25 protein-coding genes are annotated in these 23614 nt (G+C 48.3%); 16 read left to right on the plus strand and 9 right to left on the minus strand.

Annotation, left to right across the window (positions count from 1 at the left end; translation table 11 throughout):
• The first annotated feature begins 45 nt into the window (after positions 1 to 45).
• Positions 46 to 924: an SMP-30/gluconolactonase/LRE family protein gene (locus tag NQS30_RS02505; RefSeq protein ID WP_012118417.1), complete on the plus strand. Its 879-nt coding sequence runs from the start codon at positions 46 to 48 to the stop codon at positions 922 to 924.
• Positions 925 to 975: 51 nt separating this feature from the next.
• On the opposite strand, the gene NQS30_RS02510 is transcribed toward NQS30_RS02505, so the two are convergent.
• Positions 976 to 1767 (minus strand): SDR family NAD(P)-dependent oxidoreductase, encoded by a 792-nt coding sequence (locus NQS30_RS02510; protein WP_150941411.1) that lies wholly within the window; start codon positions 1765 to 1767, stop codon positions 976 to 978.
• A gap of 187 nt (positions 1768 to 1954) precedes the next feature.
• Here NQS30_RS02510 and NQS30_RS02515 point away from each other — a divergent pair, with 187 nt between their 5' ends.
• The 11 genes from NQS30_RS02515 to liaR all read left to right on the plus strand — a co-directional run bounded on the left by NQS30_RS02515 (position 1955) and on the right by liaR (position 11784).
• Positions 1955 to 2899: an ABC transporter substrate-binding protein gene (locus tag NQS30_RS02515; RefSeq protein WP_012118415.1), complete on the plus strand. Its 945-nt coding sequence runs from the start codon at positions 1955 to 1957 to the stop codon at positions 2897 to 2899.
• Positions 2862 to 3908 (plus strand): FecCD family ABC transporter permease, encoded by a 1047-nt coding sequence (locus tag NQS30_RS02520; RefSeq protein ID WP_025285248.1) that lies wholly within the window; start codon positions 2862 to 2864, stop codon positions 3906 to 3908. Before NQS30_RS02515 ends, NQS30_RS02520 begins: the two co-directional genes overlap by 38 nt.
• A complete protein-coding gene (locus tag NQS30_RS02525; protein ID WP_119027097.1) occupies positions 3905 to 5131 on the plus strand; it encodes an ABC transporter ATP-binding protein in 1227 nt (408 codons plus the stop codon). The genes NQS30_RS02520 and NQS30_RS02525 overlap by 4 nt, the downstream gene beginning before the upstream one ends.
• Entirely contained in the window at positions 5128 to 5697 is a 570-nt protein-coding gene (locus NQS30_RS02530) for a cob(I)yrinic acid a,c-diamide adenosyltransferase (RefSeq protein ID WP_007410054.1), read from the plus strand. Before NQS30_RS02525 ends, NQS30_RS02530 begins: the two co-directional genes overlap by 4 nt.
• 164 nt (positions 5698 to 5861) lie before the next feature.
• Complete coding sequence (locus NQS30_RS02535; RefSeq protein ID WP_007410055.1) at positions 5862 to 7130, plus strand: MFS transporter; 1269 nt, start codon at positions 5862 to 5864, stop codon at positions 7128 to 7130.
• Between the two features lie 166 nt (positions 7131 to 7296).
• Complete coding sequence (locus tag NQS30_RS02540; RefSeq protein ID WP_218791362.1) at positions 7297 to 7677, plus strand: protein liaI; 381 nt, start codon at positions 7297 to 7299, stop codon at positions 7675 to 7677.
• A 13-nt stretch (positions 7678 to 7690) separates the two neighbouring features.
• Positions 7691 to 8368, plus strand: coding sequence for a stress responsive protein LiaH (liaH, locus tag NQS30_RS02545; protein WP_007410057.1), 678 nt, complete (start codon positions 7691 to 7693; stop codon positions 8366 to 8368).
• Between the two features lie 105 nt (positions 8369 to 8473).
• Complete coding sequence (liaG, locus tag NQS30_RS02550; RefSeq protein ID WP_007410058.1) at positions 8474 to 9343, plus strand: LiaG family protein; 870 nt, start codon at positions 8474 to 8476, stop codon at positions 9341 to 9343.
• 26 nt (positions 9344 to 9369) lie between these two features.
• Positions 9370 to 10095 (plus strand): cell wall-active antibiotics response protein LiaF, encoded by a 726-nt coding sequence (gene liaF / locus NQS30_RS02555; protein WP_020956324.1) that lies wholly within the window; start codon positions 9370 to 9372, stop codon positions 10093 to 10095.
• Positions 10092 to 11174: a two-component system sensor histidine kinase LiaS gene (gene liaS / locus NQS30_RS02560; protein WP_003151796.1), complete on the plus strand. Its 1083-nt coding sequence runs from the start codon at positions 10092 to 10094 to the stop codon at positions 11172 to 11174. The genes liaF and liaS overlap by 4 nt, the downstream gene beginning before the upstream one ends.
• The gene (gene liaR, locus NQS30_RS02565; RefSeq protein ID WP_007410060.1) at positions 11152 to 11784 is read left to right on the plus strand and encodes a two-component system response regulator LiaR; all 633 of its coding nucleotides are present in this window, start codon (positions 11152 to 11154) and stop codon (positions 11782 to 11784) included. The genes liaS and liaR overlap by 23 nt, the downstream gene beginning before the upstream one ends.
• Before the next feature lie 42 nt (positions 11785 to 11826).
• Here the strand turns inward: liaR and NQS30_RS02570 are convergent, their stop codons facing one another.
• From NQS30_RS02570 to gerAA, 3 genes are read right to left on the minus strand one after another with little or no spacing between them, the layout of a single operon-like run.
• Positions 11827 to 12942, minus strand: coding sequence for a Ger(x)C family spore germination protein (locus tag NQS30_RS02570; RefSeq protein ID WP_020956323.1), 1116 nt, complete (start codon positions 12940 to 12942; stop codon positions 11827 to 11829).
• On the minus strand, positions 12939 to 14039 hold the full coding sequence (locus tag NQS30_RS02575; RefSeq protein ID WP_007410062.1) for a spore germination protein: 1101 nt from the start codon (positions 14037 to 14039) through the stop codon (positions 12939 to 12941). Before NQS30_RS02575 ends, NQS30_RS02570 begins: the two co-directional genes overlap by 4 nt.
• Positions 14014 to 15456, minus strand: coding sequence for a spore germination receptor protein GerAA (gene gerAA, locus NQS30_RS02580; RefSeq protein WP_218791361.1), 1443 nt, complete (start codon positions 15454 to 15456; stop codon positions 14014 to 14016). Before gerAA ends, NQS30_RS02575 begins: the two co-directional genes overlap by 26 nt.
• Positions 15457 to 15572: 116 nt before the next feature.
• Here gerAA and NQS30_RS02585 point away from each other — a divergent pair, with 116 nt between their 5' ends.
• On the plus strand, positions 15573 to 15758 hold the full coding sequence (locus NQS30_RS02585) for a YvzF family protein (protein WP_003151806.1): 186 nt from the start codon (positions 15573 to 15575) through the stop codon (positions 15756 to 15758).
• 67 nt (positions 15759 to 15825) lie between these two features.
• Positions 15826 to 17214 carry a class II fumarate hydratase gene (gene fumC / locus NQS30_RS02590; RefSeq protein ID WP_007410064.1) on the plus strand — a complete coding sequence of 463 codons (1389 nt, stop codon included), beginning with the start codon at positions 15826 to 15828 and terminating at the stop codon, positions 17212 to 17214.
• Between the two features lie 36 nt (positions 17215 to 17250).
• Here fumC and NQS30_RS02595 read toward each other — a convergent pair whose 3' ends face one another.
• Positions 17251 to 18126, minus strand: coding sequence for a TetR/AcrR family transcriptional regulator (locus tag NQS30_RS02595; protein ID WP_007410065.1), 876 nt, complete (start codon positions 18124 to 18126; stop codon positions 17251 to 17253).
• A gap of 178 nt (positions 18127 to 18304) precedes the next feature.
• Between NQS30_RS02595 and spxO the strand changes: the two genes are divergently transcribed.
• Positions 18305 to 18469: an anti-adapter protein SpxO gene (gene spxO, locus NQS30_RS02600; RefSeq protein WP_003151811.1), complete on the plus strand. Its 165-nt coding sequence runs from the start codon at positions 18305 to 18307 to the stop codon at positions 18467 to 18469.
• Between the two features lie 26 nt (positions 18470 to 18495).
• On the opposite strand, the gene cssS is transcribed toward spxO, so the two are convergent.
• Positions 18496 to 19851 carry a two-component system sensor histidine kinase CssS gene (cssS, locus tag NQS30_RS02605; protein WP_032876591.1) on the minus strand — a complete coding sequence of 452 codons (1356 nt, stop codon included), beginning with the start codon at positions 19849 to 19851 and terminating at the stop codon, positions 18496 to 18498.
• Entirely contained in the window at positions 19848 to 20525 is a 678-nt protein-coding gene (gene cssR / locus NQS30_RS02610) for a two-component system response regulator CssR (RefSeq protein ID WP_007410069.1), read from the minus strand. Before cssR ends, cssS begins: the two co-directional genes overlap by 4 nt.
• Positions 20526 to 20801: 276 nt before the next feature.
• On the opposite strand from cssR, the gene NQS30_RS02615 reads away from it, so the two are divergent.
• The gene (locus NQS30_RS02615) at positions 20802 to 22163 is read left to right on the plus strand and encodes a S1C family serine protease (protein ID WP_025285242.1); all 1362 of its coding nucleotides are present in this window, start codon (positions 20802 to 20804) and stop codon (positions 22161 to 22163) included.
• Between the two features lie 46 nt (positions 22164 to 22209).
• On the opposite strand, the gene NQS30_RS02620 is transcribed toward NQS30_RS02615, so the two are convergent.
• Positions 22210 to 22674 (minus strand): Dps family protein, encoded by a 465-nt coding sequence (locus NQS30_RS02620; RefSeq protein ID WP_007410071.1) that lies wholly within the window; start codon positions 22672 to 22674, stop codon positions 22210 to 22212.
• Positions 22675 to 22763: 89 nt separating this feature from the next.
• Complete coding sequence (locus NQS30_RS02625) at positions 22764 to 23606, minus strand: oxidoreductase (protein WP_218791360.1); 843 nt, start codon at positions 23604 to 23606, stop codon at positions 22764 to 22766.
• Positions 23607 to 23614: the final 8 nt, after the last annotated feature.

Here is a 23614-nt window from a genome sequence, read left to right on the forward strand (position 1 = left end):
CGGGAATAACAATAGAAGACTGACAAGCAAAAGAGGTGTTCACACATGGAAGCAGCATTACGAGCAGATACGAGAGCAGTTATCGGAGAAGGCCCTTTATGGGACAAGGACAAGCAATGCCTGTACTGGGTGGATATACTGGGCAGCCAGCTGCATATCTTCACTCCGGCTGACGGAATCAACCGTTCCGTTAAATTCAAATCATTTGTCACGGCTCTGGCCTTGTATTCAAAGGAAGAGCTGGTGATGACGATGAAAGACGGTTTTTACCTGTACAATCTTCGGGAAGACACATTGACGAAGATGAAGCAGCCGAAAGATATGCGGGAAGATATCCGTTTCAATGACGCAAAATGCGACCCGTCCGGCAGATTATGGGCGGGAACGACGAGCATGGAAGGCAAAGAAGAGGAGGCTTCGCTGTACCGTCTGAATACGGACGGCAGCCTTGCCAAAATAAAAGACCAGGTCTCCACCTCGAACGGTTTGGATTGGGATCGGGACCGAAACTTGATGTACTATATCGACACTCCGACGCAGGAAATCGTCTGTTATGCATACGATCCTGAAACCGGAGCCGTATCAGATCCGAAAACGGTCTACCGCTTTCCGGAGTCGCAAGGATCTCCCGACGGAATGACCATTGACCGTGACGGAATGCTGTGGGTGGCTCTGTTCGGAGGCGGCCGTGCCGTCCGGATTGACCCGTTTTTGCATAAGGAAATTGCATCTATCGAAGTTCCGGCGAAATACGTCACCTGCTGCGCGTTCGGAGGCAGAGACTTGAACACGTTATACATTACGACCGCGACGGAAAAATTGACGGAAGCCGAAAGACTTGAGCAGCCGCATGCGGGCGGCCTGTTTTCAGCAGAGCTTGAGACGGGCGGCTGGGAGCCGGTTCCGTTTGCAGGCATGATGTAAAAAAAAGCCCTGGCATATGGGGAAGTCCCCATTGTGCCGGGCTTTTTTGTGTTAAATGGAGCGGATGATGCCGCCTTCAACCCGCTGTGCGGTGCCATTAATGGCAGAAGCCGCTGATGAAGCGAGAAATACAATCGTATTGGCGACTTCTTCCGGGGTTGCATAGCGCTGAATCAATGATGTCGGTTCATTCACTTTAAAATAATCCCGGACGAAGCTGTCTGTGTCTTCTCCGGCAGCCTTTGCGGCTCCTTCCATGTAAGAAGCGACGCCTTCGGTCCATGTCGGTCCCGGCAGCACGGAGTTGACCGTGACATTTGTGCCTTTCGTCATTTCCGCCATTCCCCGGGACAAGCTGATTAACGCCGTTTTCGTCATTGAATACGGAATCATTTGCGCAAGCGGTTTGACACCGGCTTCACTGGAGATGTTCAGAATCCGTCCGCTGTTTCTCTCGAGCATTTGCGGCAGAAAACGCCGGCACAGGCGCACGGCGCTCATAACATTCACTTCAAAATACCGAGTCCATTCGTCATCAGACACCTCAGCGAAGTCTTTTACTTCAAAAAAACCGAGATTATTGACGAGAATATCGACTTCCCCGATTCCGCCGGCGCGCTTTATCAAGTCATCCGCCTCATCCTGACGCGATAAATCCGCAGCGATGCCGTGAACCGTTCCGTAAGCGGAAAGCTCCTCAACCGTCTGTTCCACAGTTTCTTTTTTTCTTCCGTTTATAATCACCTCGGCGCCTTCGGCTAAAAAGCTTTTTGCCGCAGCTTTTCCGATGCCTGAGGTTGATCCTGTAATCAACACGAGCTTTCGTTCAAGCTGTAATTCCATAATAATCCTCCTTTTCACACCATTGTGTAACAGTATACATGATGAATTTTAGTGTGTACGAACAATTTGCTTTCATGCAAAAAGGCCGGATATACAAGCCTTAAAGACTTATAGTATAATTACTGCGAAAAAAGGATACGAATGTCAAAGAGACAATCGTTTACCATAATCAGGGGGAGTTAAAAGAATGAAGAAGATCACTGCCGTCTGGGCGGCGCTTTTGGTCACCGCCTTTGTGATCGCCGGCTGTTCCGGCGCACAGGAAGAAGGAAGCGCGGCCAAACAAAAAGCCGTCTCAACCGAAGCATTCCCGGTAACCATTAAGGATGCCGCGAACGAAAAAGTAACCATAAAGCAGGCACCGGAAAAAATCGTTTCCCTCATGCCGAGCAATACGGAAATTACATACGCGCTCGGACTGGGAGATAAGGTCGCAGGCGTCACGACAAATGATACATATCCGAAAGAAGCGGTAAAAAAACCGAAAGTCGGAGATATGAATGTGAACGCTGAAAAAGTCATCGCGCTGAAGCCGGATCTCGTGCTTGCCCACGCGTCCTCTATGTCCGCTTCCGCCGATGCGATGAAGCAACTGAAAGATGCGGGCATCACCGTCTTAACGGTCAATGATGCGCAATCGTTCCAAGATGTGTACAAATCAATCAGCATGATCGGAAAAGCGGCCGGCAAAGAAAAGCAGGCGGATAAGCTGATCAAATCGATGAAATCCGACCTTTCCGGCATAGAAAAGAAAGCGGCGGCCATTTCTGAAAAAGACGAAAAGAAAGTATTCGTCGAAGTGTCTCCTGACGGCTACACGACGGGGAAAGGCACGTTTATGAACGAAATGCTTGAAGATATACACGCGAAAAACGCCGCCGGCAGCCAGACCGGCTGGGTTCAGCTGACGGATGAAGCGATTGTCAAAATGAATCCGGACGTCATCATTACGACAGACGGCGTAAAGGCCGCTGAAGTGGAAAAACGCGCCGGCTGGGGTGCCGTCAATGCGGTCAAACACCACAATGTCTATTCTGTTGATCCCGACCTTGTCACACGCTCAGGCCCGCGCCTTGTCAAAGGGGTCGAGAAGCTTGCAGAAAGCGTTTATCCTGAAACGTTTAAAAAGTAACCGCCCGCTGGCCTACACGGTCAGCCTGCTGTTTTTAGCCGTTTGTACGGCACTCGGCATTTCAATCGGCAGTCTGCATATTCCTTTATCCGACGTTTTTTGGATCGGGATCGGCCGGACATCCTCGGCTGACCCTATGAATGTAAATATTATGATGAATATCCGCCTGCCGAGAGTCGTTCTGGCTGCCCTTGTCGGAGCCGCGTTATCCATTGCGGGAGCGGCGTTTCAGGGACTTCTGAAAAATCCGCTCGCCGACCCTTATACACTCGGGGTATCTTCGGGAGCCTCGGCGGGAGCCGTTATCACCTTGTTTTTCGGCATTCAGATTCCCGTCATCGGCCGGTTCACACTACCGGTTGTCAGCATCGCCGCAGCCATTGCGGTCATGGCGGCGGTTCTGTTTTTCAGCCGCCTCGTTCATGCGTCGATGTCGGTTTCGACGCTCATTTTGACAGGCATCATCATGAATTCTTTTCTCGGGGCTCTCATATCGCTTGTGATCGCTTTAACGGGCAATGATCTGCTCCCGATTGTCCGCTGGCTGTTAGGAAGCGTGTCAATGAGGGGCTGGGGCTATGTCGCGCTGTTTCTGCCTTTTTTTCTGGCCGGGACGGCGCTTCTGCTTATCAATGGCAGAGAATTAAACATTATGACTTATGGAGAAGAAAAGGCAAGGCTGTTAGGCGTCAGTACGGGAAAAAGAAAATGGCTGATGATCGCCGCCGGATCTCTGCTGACGGGAGGAGCGGTTGCCGTCTCGGGGACGATCGGATTTGTCGGCCTTGTCATTCCCCACGTGACACGGCTTTTGTGGGGGACGGATCATCGCCATTTACTGCCGCTGTCAGCATTGACGGGCGCCGGGTTTCTCATTTTGGCGGATTTGTTTTCCCGCACCGTCATTGAGCCTGTCGAATTGCCGATCGGCATTATGACGGCTTTGGCGGGAGCGCCTGTGTTTGCCTTGATTCTGCTTCGCCAGCATCATGGAGGGAAACGCTTATGATCAGGGTGAGCAGCCTGTCCGGCGGGTACGGAGGCCGGATGATTGTGGAAGATGTCAGCTTTACCGCGGGAAAAGGTGAATTTGTCGGCATACTCGGTCCGAACGGCTCGGGAAAAACAACGCTGTTGAAATTGCTGACGGGAATGCTCTCTCCGTCAAAAGGCGAGGCGCTCGTAGCAGGCAGGCCCGTCGGCGGATACAAGCCGCGGGAACTTGCGAAAATCATGGCCGTTTTGCCGCAGCATACGGAGCAAGCTTTTACATTTACCGTTAAGGAAACAGTGTCTTTCGGCAGATACCCGTATCAAAAAGGACTCTTCAGACAGATGGATCAACATGACGAAGACATTGTCCGGGAAGCGATGGAAATGACGGGCATCGACCGATATGCGCAACAATCCGTCCGCAATCTGAGCGGCGGGGAGCGGCAGCGCGTCTTTCTGGCGCAGGCGCTGGCTCAGCAGCCTGAGGTGCTGTGTCTGGATGAGCCGACGACCTTTCTTGATCTCAAATATCAGAAAGACCTGCTTGATACGGTGAAGCGGTTGACGAGAGAAAGAGGCCTGACGGTCATCAGTATTTTTCACGACCTAAACGCCGCAGGCCAATATTGTGATCAGCTCCTGATGATGAAAGACGGACGCGCTTTTCCGAAGCAGACGCCGGATCAGGCTTTGAAAAAAGAGACGATTGAAGACATTTACGGCATCACCGTCAGCGCTGTTGCCCAGCAATCGTCACCGAAACCGCTGATCGCTTTCATGCCGGAAGCGCAGGAGGAAAGAGAGCCTGTCAACGTTCCGTTCGCCTCTCTGATAAACAAAAGCGGAAATACCGTAACGCTTCATACAGAACGGCCGTTCAGAATGTTGTCAACCGCATCTGACGGCCCGGGCTTTTCGTGGAGCCGCCGGCTTTCCGGCTCAGCGGCCGCTGGTTTGATCTGCCGTACGTTTGATTCGGTCACAATTGCCGTGACTGCGCAGCATACCGTTTGGGTGCTGATCAGCGGACGTTTATCGGAACAGGGATTTGTACGGCTGTTAACGGCAGCGGCTGAAGCGAGAATGCAGGCTCTTTCCGGCAGACAGGCAAAAGGCGACATTGTCATTTGCGCCTTGCAGACAGGAGAGGCGATGGATGTCCCTCACGCGGAAAGAGCCGTCAGAAGAGGAACCGCGGCATGTGTAAAAGCGGCGGAAGAAGGAGGAATACAACGATGAAGCTGTATACGAAAACCGGTGATAAAGGACAGACAAGCCTGATCGGCGGCAGAACGGATAAAGACAGTCTGCGGGTTGAAAGCTACGGGACGATTGATGAGCTGAACAGCTTTATCGGGCTTGCGCTTGCGGAGCTTGATGATTGTGAGAATTGCGGTGATGTGAAAGCCGAACTCCGAAACATTCAGCATGAGCTGTTTGACTGCGGCGGCGACTTGGCGACGGTCACTGAACATAGAAGCTATACATTAAGAGAGACATCTATTTCCGCATTGGAGGACTGCATAGACCGTTACACGGCTGAAGCGCCCCCGCTTGAGAAATTTATTCTTCCGGGCGGGCATAAGGCGGCTGCTCAGCTTCACATCGCGCGGACCGTCACGAGACGGGCTGAGCGTCTCATCGTGAAACTCGGCAAAACAGAAGAGATAAATGATACGGTGATGCGTTACTTGAACCGCCTGTCTGATTATTTTTTCGCGGCGGCAAGAGCAGTTAACGCAAGACAGGGCGTTCAGGATATAGAGTATGAAAGAAGCGCCGCGGTATTCCGTGATGATGAATAATGTTTTGTTCAGCCGGCAGCAGCAAGCCGGCTGTTTTTTTATAGAGATATCCATCAATTGAACCTTTATTGACAGGAGGAAAATGTATCTTATGCATTATTGACTGAAAAATTAAAAAATGAGATATTATAAGAAACATTGTAAAATAATGGGGGATTTGATAGATGGATACATATAATAAGAGCGAGAGTATCTGGAATAAAAATTTCACCCTTCTGTTTATCTCAAGGCTGGTTAAATTGTCAGGCGACGGTTTTGCCTTTAATTCCATTCTGTGGTTTTTGATTTTTGACGGGGAAGGCGCGATCGGCACGTCCCTGCTCATTGCGGTCACGTTCCTTCCGGAGGCGATGCTGGCGCCGATTACCGGGCCTTTTATGAAGCAGCATACGCTGAAATTCTGGATGTATTTCTCCGACCTGACGCGCGCGGCGGTCGTGTTGATCATTCCGGTCTGTTACTTTAACGGTTTTTCTCCTTTATGGTTTGTCATGCTTCTCATGATTGTGCATTCAGCCACGGGAGCCGCTTATAATCCTGCATCTATCTCATTAATCCCCAATATTGTCAGAGAAAACAGCCTGCAGAAAGCGAATGCGGTCATCCAGTCATCAGGCCAGATCGTCAGGCTTGCCGCCATTACGCTGAGCGGGGTGTTCTTAACATTTATCAGTCCCGCTTATTCTTTGTTTATCGCTCTTATATTCTATCTTCTATCAGGTTTTCTCGTACTCTTTATGTCATACCAAGTCCAGCATGCCAAACAGGATACAGTCGCCGTCAGACAGCGCGGGACGTATTTCGGAAGGCTCAAACGGGGTTTCGTTCTTGTCAGGAAACACCAGATTTTATACCCGCTCGCCATCTATTGTATCTTCATGAATTTTGCGGCCGCTCCGTGGGAGGCGCTCTCTGCCGTTTATGTCGCCGAAGATTTAAACATGCCGCCGATTATCTACTCGCTTTTGAAAGCGACAGGCACGGGCGGAGCCTTTTTAATGGGTTTTATTTTGGCTAAGGTGAAGGTGAACAAATACGGTCTCCTGTTTGTGTCAGCGGGAATCATAGAAGGAGCGGCATTTTTCATCACCGGCCTCAACACTTTTCTGCCGCTCGTCTTCCTCGCCGCGTTTGCGTTCGGATCTGCCGTCAGCGCGATTAATGTGCCGGAATATACGATTATTCAGACGTCTGTGGACCATGATGACCAGCCACAAGTCTATGCCGTCATCCATATGATCTCAAACATATCCATTCCGCTCGGCGCGGTTCTTTGCGGATACGCGGCTAACGCCTTCGGTCCCGGAAAAGTCATTGCCGCCGGCGGTCTCGTTGAAGTCCTGTCCGGTCTCGGAATATTGTTCTTTACGAAGCTGGCCAAAGCCGAACGCTCAGATCTCATCAGGGAAAAAGAAGCGAGCATCAGAATATAGATTTTTCGTGAAACGCCCTGCGCCGTCCGGTGCAGCGGCGTTTTTTTATGCGAAGGTCCGGGGGCTTATACGACTCCGGTCTGATATGAAAATCAATCTCTGACTCGTTTTGCCGGCCGCGGGATTTGTTTATAGTAAAGACAAGGAAAACGAAAGGAGGATCTGCATGAATATAAATGGCAAAACGGCAGGCGGCTTTCTGCTGATTGTGTTCGGACTTTCTGTCTTTTTCGGAGGAGGCCATTTCGCATTTATCATCCCGCTGGCGATCGGAGGCCTGATGCTTTACTGGGGAATCAAACGTTTTTCAAAAGGCCGGGCGGTATCGGGTATCATCGCGGGCGTCATCGGAGCTATGATTCTCGTCGGTTCTCTTCCATTTATCGTTGCGATCGGACTGGCCGGCGCCATGGTGTATTTCGGGTGGAAGATGATGAAGCAGGGCAGCTCAGATACCGCTTCCCGCCAGTATGAACCGGAAGCGGCATCACCGGGCTATCAATCCGGATTTGACTCTGAATGGGAAGAATTTCTGAAGAAAAAATAAGGAGGAAGACAAAATGGTCTTAAAAAGAATAAGAAATATGTTCGTCGCATCTGTTAACGAAGGGCTTGATAAATTAGAAAATCCGAAAGTCATGCTGAATCAATATGTGCGTGATATGGAAAGTGACATCGCTAAGGCGAAACAAACGATTGTCAAACAGCATACGATCGTCCATCAGTTTAAGAAAAAACAGGAAGACGCCTCCGAAACGGCGGCAAAACGGAAAAACCAGGCTCAGCTTGCTTTTGATGCCGGGGAAGAGGAGCTGGCGAAAAAGGCGCTGACTGAAATGAAATACCTTGAGGGAAAAGCGGCCGAACATGAAAAAGCGTATGAGCAGGCGAAAACACAGCTGGCAGAGCTGAAAGAGCAGCTGGAAACTTTAGAAACGCGCCTCCGCGACGTAAAGGATAAAAAACAGGCGCTCATCGCCCGCGCAAACGCGGCAAATGCGAAGGAACATATGAACGCTTCTTTCGACAAAATTGACAGCGAAAGCGCCTACAGAGAGTTCCTTCGAATGGAAAGCCGCATTGAAGAAATGGAAGTCCGCGTCAAATACGGCACTTCAGCTGAGGCGAACACAGAATACAGCCGCTCCCAATATTCAGACGAGGTGGAAGCTGAGATTGAAAAAATGCGCTCGCTTTCTCTGGAAAAAACAGAGCGTCAAAAAGCGGCTCATGAATAATGTGCACAAGGGAAGATCGGCGCGTTTACGCCTCTTCCCTATACGCACGTATCAATTATCCGGCTTTTCCTTTATAATAAAATGAATGAAAAAGGATGGAACGTAATGAAGCGTAAGATTGCCAAAGGACTGATGGCGGCGTCCGTTCTGATCTGCTGTCTGTTTTTGGTGAAAGAAGTGTTTGCCGGGCGTTTTTTTCCGTTGTGCGAAACAGAAGCGGAATCGGCAAGCATACCGCCGCGTGCCGTCAACAGCCTGTCGGTTTCATCGGAACAGACGGATGTAAAAATCATCGCGGAAGCGCGGAATGATATCGCGGCAAACATGACGGGACCGGCGGGGAAAATGTTTGTCCAAAGCAGGGGAAAGACCCTCAATCTTAAAGCGAAGGAGAAAGGGTTCCAATTTCTGAATCTCTTTCAGCGCCCTCTGCTGATTGTCCGCATTCCGTATGATTATCATCGGGACATCACCGTCCATACATCAAGCGGCAGCATTGCCGTCGACGGAAACAAGGGGCTGTCTCTTGCGCACCTCGGCGTCCGTTCTGTAAGCGGGAACATGTCGCTGAAGCACGTGAAGACGGATGTGTTTGAAGCGAAGGGGCTGTCGGGCAATCTCACAGCAGCAGGCCTTGCGGCAAAAACGGGGGCTGTCCGTTTATCCTCGGGACATGTCGGGCTTCAACATGTGGCGGGCGCCCTTGACGTGCGGGTCGCTTCTGGCAGTGTCGATGCCTCGCTTGAGACGGCGGATGCTCCCGTATCCGTCAGGCTTGCGAGCGGCAGCGCAGCGATCAGCCTGCCGAAAGACGGAAGTTTTACGGTGAACGCCGAGACGGCAAGCGGAAGGATTCGGCCGTCTTATTCCTTTGAGAAAACGAGTAAGGAAGGCGGGGCATTTACCGGCATGAAAGGCAGCGGCGCCAGGCCGATTGATATAAAAGTGACGAGCGGCAATATTGCACTGCAATAGTCAAGGAAAGGAGGGGCAAGCAGCTGATGGCAAAAAAACAGATTCTCGGACTTATCATCGCCTTATTAGGCGTCAGCATGTTTTTGCGTATTATCGGCATCGGCGACTTCTTGTTTTGGCCGCTCTTTTTTCTGATCACAGGTTATATTTTTAATAAATATTCCCGCGGCTGGCTCGGCTCCGTCCTGTATATCTTCGCCGCTTTTTTATTTTTGAGGAACCTGTTCAGCGCCACCTTTAACCTGTTCGGCTATGCCTTCGCCGCCTTTCTCATATACGCGGGCTACAGGCTCCTGAAAGGAAAGCGCGTGTATGAACATAAAGAGAAGAAAATCAATCTTGAAAAAGAAGAAAAGCCTTCCGCCCAGACGGAAAGCAGACAGCCGGACCTCCGCAGCTTTTTTATCGGCGAGCTCCGGATGATGAAGGACCCGTTTGAGCTGAATGATTTAAATGTTTCCGGATTCATCGGCGATGTGAAAATTGATTTGTCAAAAGCGATGATTCCCGAAGGAGAAAGCACGATGACCATCAGCGGTGTCATCGGCAATGTCGATGTGTACGTCCCGCCGGATATCGAAGTGTCCGTCAGTTCATCGGCTTTTATCGGCGATATGAACCTGCTCGGCTCTAAGAAAAGCGGCATGAGCCCGAATCTGTATAAAGTATCGTCTGAGTACGGCGACTCGCCGCGGCGGATTAAAATTTCAATTTCGTTATTCATCGGCGATGTGGATGTGAAGTATTTATGAGGAAAAAATTACTCGCCAATATTCAGTGGCGCGCCATGCGGATGACCGCGGGACTCAGTCTGCTCCTTTGCGCGGTGTTTATTACGCTGATGCTGCTGTATTACGGGCTTGACCCGATGCTGCTGTTTTCTTCCGGCTGGTTCGGTATTCCGTTTGTGGTGATCCTGCTTCTGGCGTCTCTTTCGGCGGGATTGATTTCCGGTTATGTATACGGCGGCCGCCTGAAAACAAGGATGGATACACTGATTGAAGCGGTTTTGAAATTTGAAAACGGCAATTTTGCTTATCGGGTGCCGCCGCTCGGCGATGATGAAATCGGTCTGGCGGCAGACCAGCTCAACGAAATGGCCAAGCGGGTCGAGCTCCAGGTCACATCGCTGCAAAAGCTCTCCAACGAACGGGCGGAATGGCAGGATCAAATGAAAAAATCGGTCATCACTGAAGAACGCCAGCGGCTGGCGCGCGATCTGCACGATGCCGTCAGCCAGCAGCTCTTTGCCATTTCTATGATGACATCCGCCGTCTTAGAGCAGGTGAAAGATGCGGATGACAAAATCGTCAAACGGATTCGCATGGTTGAACATATGGCGGGGGAAGCGCAAAACGAGATGAGAGCGCTGCTATTGCATTTGCGGCCCGTCACTTTAGAAGGAAAAGGCTTAAAAGAAGGGCTGATTGAGCTGTTAAAAGAGTTCAAAGCGAAGCAGCCGCTGGATATTGAGTGGGACATCAGCGATACGGGTGTGTCAAAAGGCGTTGAAGACCATCTGTTCCGCATCGTGCAGGAGGCGCTTTCCAACGTTTTCAGACATTCAAAGGCGACCAAGGTCACCGTCAGGCTCGGCGCGAAACATCAAAAACTTCAGCTTAAAGTCATTGATAACGGGGCGGGTTTTACGATGGATCAAGTGAAAGCATCCTCATACGGCCTGCATTCCATCAAGGAAAGAGCGAGTGAAATCGGCGGCATAGCGGAAATTATCTCCGTAAAGGGAAAAGGCACGCAGATCGACGTGAAAGTCCCGATTTATCAGAAAACAAAAGGAGAGAACGACAGTGATTCGAGTGTTACTGATTGATGATCATGAAATGGTCAGGATGGGTCTGGCCGCATTTTTAGAAGCACAGCCGGACATTGAAGTCGCCGGTGAAGCATCAGACGGGCAGCAGGGCGTCGATCTGGCCGCAAAGCTTTTGCCGGATGTGATTTTAATGGACCTCGTCATGGACGGCATGGACGGTATCGAAGCGACAAAACAGATCTGCGCGACACTCAATGACCCGAAAATCATCGTGCTGACGAGCTTTATTGATGACGACAAAGTGTATCCGGTGATCGAAGCGGGAGCGCTCAGCTATTTGCTGAAAACGTCCAAGGCGGCAGAAATAGCCGAAGCCATCAGAGCGGCTGCCAAGGGCGAACCGAAGCTTGAATCGAAGGTGGCGGGAAAAGTGCTGTCAAGGCTGCGCCATTCAGAGAATCAGCTTCCGCATGAAACGCTGACAAAAAGAGAACTGGAAATCCTCTGTCTCGTCGCGGAAGGCAAGACGAATAAAGAGATTGGTGAAGAGCTGTTCATTACGATTAAAACGGTGAAAACCCACATTACGAATATATTGTCAAAGCTTGATGTCAGTGACCGCACGCAGGCAGCCGTATATGCCCACCGCAATCATCTCGTGACATAAGAAAAGGAGAGCGGTGCCAGCACACTCTCCCGAGGAACGGGGTCATTGGGACATTCCCTTTGTTCCGAAATCCCTGATGGCGACTTTGACTTTGTATTCAATATCCGATTCACTGAAGTGATGATCCCAGTCAGAGGATATCTTTTTCCATTTATCGGGATAATGAATCCGGACTTGATCGCCTAACCCGGTAATATCCACTTTCAACTCATGCTGCATGTAATCAATGAATGCCATGACATCTGAATGAATGCTGCGTTTTACCGCGTTTTTGATTTCATTTATATAGGACTCCTTGAAGGAATCTTCTTTCGGGTTCCAATCCTCAGATAGACGGCCTTCAACAAACCGGGTAACGATAAACTTGAATTTTCCGTTTTTATATTGTGTTTTTACATCATATTTGCTGGAAAATACCTCGAAAGACAAATAATAATTGTCATGCTTTGCAAACGTAACGCCTCCCTTTACCGTGCCTGTGAACAGGTTCATATTCTGGACTTGTAAAGGAGTTAGATTCGCATACCAGAATTTATTTTTAATAATGGTAGCGCCCCAGATTTCCAGTCTGCTGCCCACTTGGCGAACTTGAGGAAGGGCAAAGGTCTCGCCCTTGGCGATTCTCTCGGATATTTCCCCCAATGTCACGGGCTCCATCATCCGGATGGTGACCGCATTATTCTCCGTTAAGTCATAGATCGTATTTGACGCAGGCTCTCCTTGGTCACTGATTTTGAAAATATCTTTCGTTTTATCCGGCACCGTCATCACATTGCAGCTTCTTCTCGTACCGTTGTCCCTGATAAATTGGTTCATCAATGCGTCAAGCGGGATGTCGTCCTTTAACAGCGCCTCGGAAAACAGCATGATACGCAAGTGCTGGGAGAAAGCGGGGTGATTTTTTAATGATGCCGTTCGTAAGGCTTGATGGACGGTTTCTCCGGAAGTGGAAGTCACCTTTGTCGTGTCGCTCCCTGACGACGACTGCTGGGAACTTGCTTTTTGCGGAACCAGAATCTGCTGCGTCACTTCCACGTTTTCTTCCTCGGGTTTATCGAGCCCGACGCCGATAACGAGACTCAAATCTTCTATATTGCGGCTGTCCCAGCATCCGGCTAAAAGCAATGTGCAAAGAATGATTACGATATATTTCTTCATTGCGCTTTTTTCACCTTCCTTTTCACAGCGACGACTGCAAACATCAGTAAAGGCAGCAAAAAGAAAACCAAGAAGATATAGCCTAGAATATCACTGAACAGCATCAGCTTGTTAGCGTCTTTGGGCATCAATGATCCGAAGAATGTCGCAATGCCTACGAAAATGATGCCCTTTTTGTGCTTCAGCCCGAAAATTTTATTAAGACCCGATGTCGCGAAATATCCGTACGATACATAGGTGGCGAAAAATTGGATAATCCAGACGGCAAGCAAAAAAGACTCGAATCTTTCGATAAAAAGCCCTTTGATTTCAAATGATTGAAAAAGCGCAATCGTAGGCCAGATCATTGTTTTGACATCCTGGGTGGTTAAGGCGCCGACGACGAGCACGTAGGTAATGATGTATAAAATAATCGGGATGCCAAAGCCCATGGCCGACATACGGAACGTGTGCTTTTTATTTTTGATGTGCTCAGGGAGAAACAGCATAATCTCAATTCCTAAGAATGAAACAGAAACGACGGTCAAGGAAGCCATAACGGGAGAAAACCCCTGTCCGAGCACCGGCCGCAGGTTGTCCAGATCAAATATTTTAAAGCTGAAAGAAAACACCACCAGCAAAATAATGATCGTAATCGTTAAATAGAAAGGAAAGAGCCTGCCGAGATCGCTCATGCCGCCGATAATTAAATAAACGGAACAGGCGATAAAGATAAACAGCGTAACCGGCACAGGCGTTCTTTCCAATAAAAAGAATTTGACCATTTCCGCCATCGCCCGGGCTTCGAAGCTGGCGACTCCTATAAAATAGAGACAGATCATAAGATTGACGATATTTCCCGCCCATTTGCCGAGGCCTTCGTTCATATAATCAAACAATGATCCGTACTGATGCTTTTTCATAATGAGCGTATTGAGATAAATCAAAAAGATAAAGATGACGCCTTCCAGACATAATGCAATCCAGCCGTCCGGCGAATTCGCCCTTGATGACAGCGACCGCGGCATGGTAAGGAGTCCCGCCCCGAGCATCGTGTTGGAAATCAATGCCGTCCCTTGATAGCTTGTAAGCTTATTGAGAGTTGTTTTCTGGCTCATTTACGTTTTTCGCCTCTTTTGGTTGATTTTTAATAGGGAGACGGAGAATAGAGTCGTTTGCGTTTTTTAAGCTGAAAAATCCATTCGGCGAGAAATATGGAGAACCGAAGCTTCGCTGTCTCGATAAATGAGTGTAGATCGCCAGCATAAATAAAATCATGCCGTACAGCCCGAAAGCTGCGGCGGTAAACATCGAAATGAAACGGAGCACACGGAATGACAGACCCATCCCGTACTGCGGCACCGTAAATGAAGCAAGCGCGACAATGCTGACCACGATGACCATGATGGAGCTGACAATATTCGCTTCAACGGCCGCTTGGCCGATGACGACTCCGCCCACCAATCCGATCGTCTGGCCGAGCGGGCTGGGAAGCCTCAAGCCCGCTTCTCTCAGCAGCTCTATCGTAATTTCCATTACCATCGCTTCAATGATAGGCGGGAAGGGAACGTTTTCTCTGTTCGCCGCGATGGTGACTGCAAGCGACGTCGGCAGCAGCCCTTGGTGAAACGAAACGAGGGCGATATAAATGGACGAAAAAAACAGCGTAATAAAAATAGACGTAAACCGCAGCACCCGGATGAGCGAGGCGGAAATCCACCGTTCATAATAATCATCGGGAGACTGCATTAAAATTCCTAAAGAAGCCGGAACCACCAGCGCAAACGGCGAGTTGTCGACAAGGATGGCGACGCGGCCGTTGAACAAGGCGGAAGAGACTTTATCAGGCCGTTCCGTATTTTGTATTTGCGGAAAGGGCGAATACTTATTATCCTCAATAAGCTCCTCAAGCGTTCCGGAATCCTGGATGTCGTCCATCTTCACTTCGCTGAGGCGCTTTACAACATCGCTGACGACAGACGGGTCCGCCTTATCATCTATGTACATGACCGTGGCGTATTTTAACTTATTTTCTCCGATCGGAACCTTTGTCGTTTTCAGCTTCGGATGGTTCGTGCGCTGCCTGATCATGGCGACGTTTGTGTCAGAATCTTCTATGAAGGCGATTTTCGGACCTCTTACGACCTTTTCGGATGTGGGTTCATTCACGCTTCTTTTTTCTCTTTTTCCCGTGGACAAAATGTATACGCTGTCAAGTCCGTTAATAAACACGGCGCATTTTCCCCGCAGAATGGAGATGACGGCTTCCTTCGACGTAAAGACGGGACGGGCGTCGATCTTATCAAGACGTTTCGTCACCGTATCCAGCGTCAGAGTGTCTTCCTCCTGAAGCAGCGTTTCAATCGCCTCTTTTATTTTGTCTTCGTCGTTCATTTCACTCAGATACATATAATAAAAAACCAGCCCGTTCGGAAGCATCTTTTTATTTTGAACCAGGTCATCATTCTGCTCTACGTGGGGAAGCACCAGTGCCAGATTAACGTGTATGTATTCCTTGAATTCCGATTGCGCCATCGACAGTCACCCGCCTTCCAATCCTTAATTGAGGTTATCTTTTCCTGTTAAAAAAATGATATACTATGATAAAGTATTTAATGGTACAAGTTTTTTTATGAAAGCGGAGGAGAGATGTGGCACAAGTCAGACTGGCAGGAAATGCCGAAGAAATTGAACAGCTCATCAAATCATTTGAAGCGCATTACGAAGTGGCTTACACGTCGAAAGAATACCGTAAAACAAATCCGAAGTATAAATACTCTAAGGATTCGCGCGTCTATCTTGAGCTGAAATTAAAAACGGCCAAGGCCGAAAAATAAAAAGGGTTTCATCTGTTACTGGCGAATAATACTCAGGGTGAAGCAACTGTTATGGAGGGATACATAAATGGACTACAGAATTGAAAAAGACACCATGGGAGAAGTTAAAGTTCCGGCAGATAAATTTTGGGGCGCTCAGACACAGCGCAGCAAAGAGAACTTCAAAATCGGTTCGGAAAAAATGCCTCAGCGTGTTGTGAAGGCGTTTGCAATATTGAAAAGAAGCACAGCGATCGCCAACGAACGCCTCGGCAACTTAGAGTCTGAAAAAGCACAGGCGATTGCCGCTGTATGTGACGATGTTTTAAACGGCAAATACGACGATAACTTTCCGCTCGTTGTCTGGCAGACGGGAAGCGGCACGCAAAGCAACATGAACATGAATGAAGTGGTGGCCAACCGCGCGACTGCTTTATTGAAAGAAAAAAATTCCGAGCTGAAGATTCATCCGAATGATGACGTCAACCGCAGCCAAAGCTCAAACGATACATTCCCGACGGCGATGCACGTTGCGGCGGTTCTTGCCGTATATGAGCAGCTCGTTCCGGCGCTTGATCAGCTGCGCGCGACGCTTGATGAAAAAGCGAAAGCTTATCAGGATATTGTGAAAATCGGACGCACGCATTTGCAGGACGCCACTCCGCTGACGCTCGGACAGGAAATCAGCGGCTGGGTATACATGCTTGACCGTTCGAAAGAAATGATTCTTGAGTCAACGGAAAAAATCCGCGCGCTTGCCATCGGAGGCACGGCAGTCGGCACGGGAATCAACGCCCATCCGCAGTTCGGTGAATTCGTCGCGGAAGAAATCACAAAAGTAACGGGGCAGACATTCAAGAGTTCGCCTAACAAATTCCACGCGCTCACAAGTCATGATGAAATCACTCACGTTCACGGCGCGTTAAAAGCATTGGCTGCCGACCTGATGAAGATTGCCAACGATGTCAGATGGCTGGCAAGCGGCCCGCGCTGCGGAATCGGCGAAATCGTCATTCCTGAAAATGAGCCGGGAAGCTCTATCATGCCGGGCAAAGTCAACCCGACGCAAAGTGAGGCGCTGACAATGATCGCCGCGCAAGTGATGGGAAATGACGCGACAATCGGATTTGCGGCCAGCCAAGGAAACTTCGAGCTGAATGTCTTCAAACCGGTTATCATTTATAACTTCCTGCAGACCGTGCAGCTGCTCAGTGACGGAATGAATTCCTTCCATGACAAATGCGCTGTCGGTATTGAGCCGAACCAAGAGACGATTCAGGAAAATCTCTCTAACTCATTAATGCTTGTTACGGCGCTTAACCCGCACATCGGTTATGAAAACGCCGCGAAAATCGCCAAGCTTGCCCACAAAGAAGGCCTGACGCTGAAAGAAGCGGCATTACAGCTGAACCTTTTGACAGAAGAACAATTTAATGAAATGGTGCGTCCGGAAGATATGGTGCACCCGAAAGCATAAAAAGAAAGAACGGCTGCAGTCATTGCGGCCGTTCTTCTAAATAAACTGCTGTTTCAGTAAAAATCTGAGCTGTTCTGCATCTTCAGCCAGCAGGTCGGATTCCTTCAAATTCAAAATCATTCCTTTGATGATTGCCGGTTTCGGCGACTTTTTCTTCATTTCCGCTTCCAGAATATCCAAGCTCTCGGTGAATTCAGATGCTTGCGTCTTGTCCATCGTGCCGATGCGCGTGCGGAGGGTCTGCAAGATCGATTGGCTTAAAGGATCGGGCTGCCCGTTATGAAGGGGGCCAAACAGTGAGCTTGCCTCATCAAGAGAAATAAACGCTTCATCATGTCTGTCTGCCATTCCGTTTACGATGTCATCAATTCTGTGAATCACGGTATTTGCCAAAAGCGAAGGCTGTACGGACCGGCCGGTCAGAATGAGATATTCAAGATACATCTGACTGATTCCTTCTATTAAAAAACAAAGCTCGGCTGTGTATGGTTCAGCTTTTTCTCCGTAAATCGCAAGAAGACTGTCGATATGAAACTGCAGGATCGACCGGCGGATTCTCTTTCCGCACTGCGCCGCTTCTTCGGTATAAGGAAGTGAACCGTCTTTCATCTGCACGGTAATAAAATCCTGATGGGCGAGAATCGATTCGTAAAACACCGCAAGCTGTTTTTGGTAAGCAGCTCTCGGACTGTCACCCTCCGTTTGGATCGTCGTGATTCGGGTAAACGTTTTATCATAGTAGTAATTCAGCATGGATAGAAGCAGTGCTTCTTTGGAAGGAAAGTATAGATAAAAAGCGCCTTTTGAGATTTTGCATTCATCGGCGATTTCCTGAACCGATGTAGATTTGTACCCTTTTCGGGCAAACAGTTTAATTGCTGCTTCAATGATCAGCTTTTCTTTTTCCTTCAATGGTTCCACCCTTTCGGAGCCAGGAGGCTGGCTTGTGCTTCTCATGTATGACTATATGGTCATATTGATATTCCGTAAATTTAACCTGATTGTAACTTGTTTTTTTGTTTTGTTTTATTTATATTATAAAGTGAGCTGACCGAATGGTCAAAGTTCTGGCGAAAGGGTGAATCTGAAAATGAAAGAATTAGATGAAATGATCAGCCGCTTGCGAAACAGAGGAATTAAAGTCGAAAAGGTGAAATATCCGAAAAAGACAATTTGTGAAAAGAAATGGGTTCATCAATGCCAAAAACCGCTGAAAGCAAACTACAGAGATTTTAACGGCTATTCCTTCACATAAAAAAGACTGCAATGAAACACTACAGTCTACTTTGGTATGATAATTCGGTAGATTACACCCGATTGGTCATTTTCAATTGAAATTGATGCTTTATGCAGGGTTAAAATCCGTTTTACGATGCTGAGTCCTATGCCGAACTCGCCTTTCTTCCCTTTATTAAAAGGCTCGTACAAGCTGGATAGCATCTCATCCTCAATCGGAGGCCCGTCATTTTCAACCGTCATGACAATCTGCTGCTGATTTTGGCTGATCCGAATGTGAATCGCCGTTTCTGCATAGCGGATTTGATTTTCGAGAATGTTTTCAAGAAGTTTGCTCCATTGTTCCGGATCACCGGGCATCATTAATGCATCTTCTGTTTCAACGGTCCACGATAATTCCTTCCGGGCCCATTTGAGCCGTTCAATGACTTCTTCCGTGACCTTCACAATGTCAAATGTCTCATGGTGCACCCGCTGCTTCATTAAATAATCAAGCTTCGTTAAATATAATAAATCCTTAATTTTCTTCTCAAGTTTTTCTGCTTCGCCTTCAATGACATCAATTGTGGTTTCCAGATCCCCCTTAGGAAAAATCCCGTCCTTTATTGATTGAGTATAGCCCCTTATCACCATGACAGGCGTTTTTAAATCATGAGAGATATTTTGCAGGAGCGTTCTTTCCGTTTCGTCTTTTTGCACCAGCTTGCTCCGCATGTCTTCAATGGTATGGCCTAATTTTCCGATTTCGTCTTTTCTGTCGACGATGACCGGATCATCCCAATCCTGTTTTGAAATCCGTTTGACATGCTTCTCTAAGGAAACGAGCGGGCGCGAGAGATATTTGGCAAGCCAAATCGCCGGAATCCAGCTTAACAAAATCACGCCGGCAATGATAAAGAGCAGCTGCTTGAACAGGGTGAATGCCAGATCATCACGATAAGAATCAAGGGCGTAAGACAGCATCATCGCATCCTGGCCGTTAATGGTGAGGCCTTTTTTAATGACGAAAAATACTTTTTCACCGCTGATATCCGCGCTGTATCGTTTCGTGACGCTGTGCTGGCGGCCCGCGAGCTTGTACACCTTATGGATAAAGGAAGAAGAAAAGTAGTTCAAGTCTTTGTCACTGGCCGATTCCTCCCGTTCCGGCAGAAGAACGTGCTGAACGGATCGGAAAGTCGTCGGCGCGGTCGCATCCTCGCTGTAATATCCCCGCTCGATCGATCCGGGCAGCCGGTACTCCGTCAGTACATGCTGTTCATTTTCAATGGTCGTATACGTTTCATCCGTGAAAAAATTACGCAGCGTATTTGAGAACAGCACGAGAAGCAGAATCGAAATGGCTAAGAGGATGCCTGAGATGACCACCCATATTTGAAAAGCAAGCGGCTTATTTTTCATGACGTCATCATCCTGTAGCCGAATCCGTAAATGGTTTCAACCTTTAACCCGGGCATTTTTTTTCTCAGCCTCCGCACAAGATCATCGACCACCCGGTCAGTGCCGAAATAATCATGGCCCCATATTTTCAGCAGGATATCTTCTCTGGAAAAGGGGTGTCCTTTATGGTGAAGAAATAAAAGCAGCAGATCAAATTCCTTAGACGTCAAATTGACCAGGCTGCCGGTTTCATCATAAACCTCTCGGGCATCTTCGATCACATTGTAGGAAGAAACGGTGATGCCGGTTTTCTTTGCGGCGGGCTGTTCTTTATACACGAGCTCGAGCAGCTTCTGGACCCGTATAATAAGTTCTCTCGGCAAAAAAGGCTTGGCGATATAATCATTGCTTCCAAGCTCCAACCCGAGGACTCTGTCAATATCGGCATCCCGCGCGGAAATAAAAATGACCGGCACATCGGGATCTTTTTCTTTTATTTCTTTTATCAATGTATAGCCGTCCGTATCCGGAAGCATGATGTCAAGAATCCACAAGTGGGGAGACGGCTGCATCTGCTTTCTGGCATCTTCGCCTTTTGTGAAAGATGTAATGTTCCAGCCTTCATTCTCTAAATATTTTGTGAGCAGTTCATTCAGGTTATCCTCATCTTCAACTAGATAAATGGTGTATGACAAGGCATTTCACATCCTTTCAACGTCATTATACTAGTTTTAACACACTCAAGCCGCATTTTCATAATTTCACATATTCTTTTCATTTTTATCCCACAATGTTTGTTTATGATGTGTATAAGGGAAGAAAGGAAGAAAAAAAGCGGGGAAGATAACATGTTCAAACACATTTTGTTTTGGAGCTTTGCTTTTCTCCTTATTATTGGGACAATAGAACTTGTACATGCGATGAATATGTAATCGATAGAATGAAAACATGCTGAAGGAGTGTGCGTGAATATGAATGATCATCGAGATGACGGCAGAAGCCGCGATCAGTCAGATCTTTCACATACGGAACAAAACAGAAATGAACAGCAGCAGATCAGCCATCAGGAGCCCGAGCTGCTCGAAGGGCCCGTCTCGAAAGAAGCGGAAAACGAGACGGCGGCCGGTACGGAATTTGAAAAAACGGCTGCCGTGAAAAAAGAAAAAAAACGGAGAGCCGCTTGGCTGAGCCCGATTTTAGGCGGCATTATCGGCGGCGGCCTCGTGCTTGGCATTGTGCCAAACCTGCCGGGTGAGCAACATAAGACAGAAGCCGTTTCTGATACGAAACAAGTTCAGTCTTCGAATTTTACGTCAACGCCTTTGAAAAATACCTCAAGCGTAGCGGATATGGTGGAAGATTTGGAGCCCGCGATTGTCGGAGTGTCCAACTACCAAGCTTCACAAAGCAGCCAGTTCGGACTTGACGGCGGTTCAAGCTCTGAAACGGAGAGCGGTACGGGGTCAGGCGTCATCTTCAAAAAAGACGGCGAAAAAGCGTACATTATTACAAACAACCATGTCGTAGAAGGGGCGAACAAACTGTCGGTCACTCTTTACAATGGGAAAACCGAAACGGCAAAGCTTGTCGGAAAGGATGCCATCAGTGACTTGGCTGTATTGGAAATCAGCTCGTCCAATGTCAAAAAAGCGGCCAGCTTCGGGGATTCCTCCAAGCTCCGCATTGCCGATAAAGTGATTGCCATCGGCAACCCGCTCGGCCAGCAGTTTTCCGGCACCGTCACACAAGGTGTCATCAGCGGGCTGAACAGAACGGTAGACGCCGATACATCCCAAGGCACAGTGGAAATGAACGTGATTCAGACGGATGCGGCGATTAACCCCGGAAACAGCGGCGGCCCGTTAATCAACTCAAGCGGCCAAGTTATCGGGATCAACAGCATGAAAGTCAGTGAAAACGGCGTGGAGTCACTCGGCTTTGCCATTCCGAGCAATGATGTAGAACCGATAGTCGACCAGCTGCTTGCAAAAGGAAAAGTCGAGCGCCCATTTTTAGGTGTGCAGATGATTGACATGGCGCAAGTGCCGGAAACCTATCAGGAAAACACGCTCGGACTGTTCGGCGACCAGCTGTCTAAGGGTGTTTACGTAAAAGAAGTGCAGTCCGGCTCACCGGCTGCGAAAGCGGGCATCAAATCAAATGACGTCATTGTACAATTGAACGGCAAAGATGTCGGCAGCAGCGCAGATATCAGACAAATCTTATATAACCAGCTGAAAATCGGCGATAAAACGACTGTTCAAGTTCTCAGAAGCGGAAGCAAAAAGACGCTGAACGTCACATTAACGAAACAAACCGAAAGCGCAAGCTGAACACATAAAAAAAGCTGAACCTGCAACTGAGGTTCAGCTTTTTTCGTTATTCTCCCAAGTAGGCTGACAGCATCCACACATGCTTGTCCGCTTCTTCAACTAATCCGACAAACAGGTCGGCAGTTGACGGGTCATTTTGTTCCTCGGCAATGCCGATGACAAATTTTGATTCGCGGCTGATTTGTTTATAGTCTTGAACCAGTGATTCCACCATTTCAGAAGCCGTTTTTTCTTGGCCTTCATCCGTAATGGAAGCTTGTTCAAGGTAAGTGTGTAAAGTCGCCGCAGGCTGTCCGCCGATGGCCAGAAGTCGCTCTGCGATGGCATCCGCCGTTTCCGCCGCTTCGTTATACAGCTCTTCAAATTTTTCATGAAGCGTAAAGAAATGAGGGCCTTTTACATACCAATGGAAGCGGTGCAGTTTAGAGTAAAGGATAAACCAGTTTGATAATTGTGTGTTCATTGATTTCTCAACAAGAGTTTCAGTTTTTTTCGCGTTTTGTGTATTCATATCCATCGTCCTCCCTGTGATCTGATAATTTAATTATATCACGTATTAAATAAAAATCAATACTAAATTATAATAATTATAATTTAGGTTTAAGTGAACAGCTTTTTCTTTATAATCGATTCCCAGGCAGACCACGGAAAGAGTGAGCGGAAAGCCAATGTCAGCTTAACGCCCCTGCCGATCGGATACCGCAGTTTCTTCAGCCGTTTCCTTTGTGCCAATTGATAAATCAGCTCCGCTACGTCATCAGGATCCCCGCTTTTGGATGCGTTGGCTTTGAAGTAAGCTTCGATTTGCTGATAATAGCGGTAATAGGGCGAATCTTTGCCGGGTGCCGTAAGATGATTGGACAGAGACGTCTCCCATATAGACGTTTTATAGGAGCCCGGTTCTATTAAAGCGGCATCAATTCCTAAAGGCAGCAGTTCGAGGCGCAGGCTCTCTGTAAACCCTTCAACCGCGAATTTGGAAGAGACATACGGAGATAGAGCCGGGAAACCGGTCAGTCCGCTGATACTGCTGATATTGAAGATTTTCGCCCCGCTATGTTTTCGCATATAAGGCAGCACGGTTTTTGTGACGTGAATCAGACCGAATACATTTGATTCATACTGCTGTCTGTAATGTTCCATCAGTACATCGTCAATAAACCCCCCGTACGCAGTGCCGGCGTTATTGACGAGCAGGTCAATTGGTTCGAAACCGCTGATGGTGTTCCCGAAGTCAGACACCGACTGCTCATTTGTCACATCTAAAGAAACGACCGTAACATGTTCGGATGCACCCGCTTGAGCGGCGGCCTCTTTCAGTATTTCAGCTTTCTCCGGCTGTCTGGCTGTTGCGATGACGTGATAAGACCGGGCGAGCTTCAGCGCTGTCAGCAGCCCGAATCCGCTCGTCGCGCCGGTTACAATGGCAATTTTTCTGTTCATAATAATCC

This window comes from Bacillus sp. B1(2022), assembly GCF_040259625.1.
Lineage (GTDB): Bacteria > Bacillota > Bacilli > Bacillales > Bacillaceae > Bacillus > Bacillus velezensis.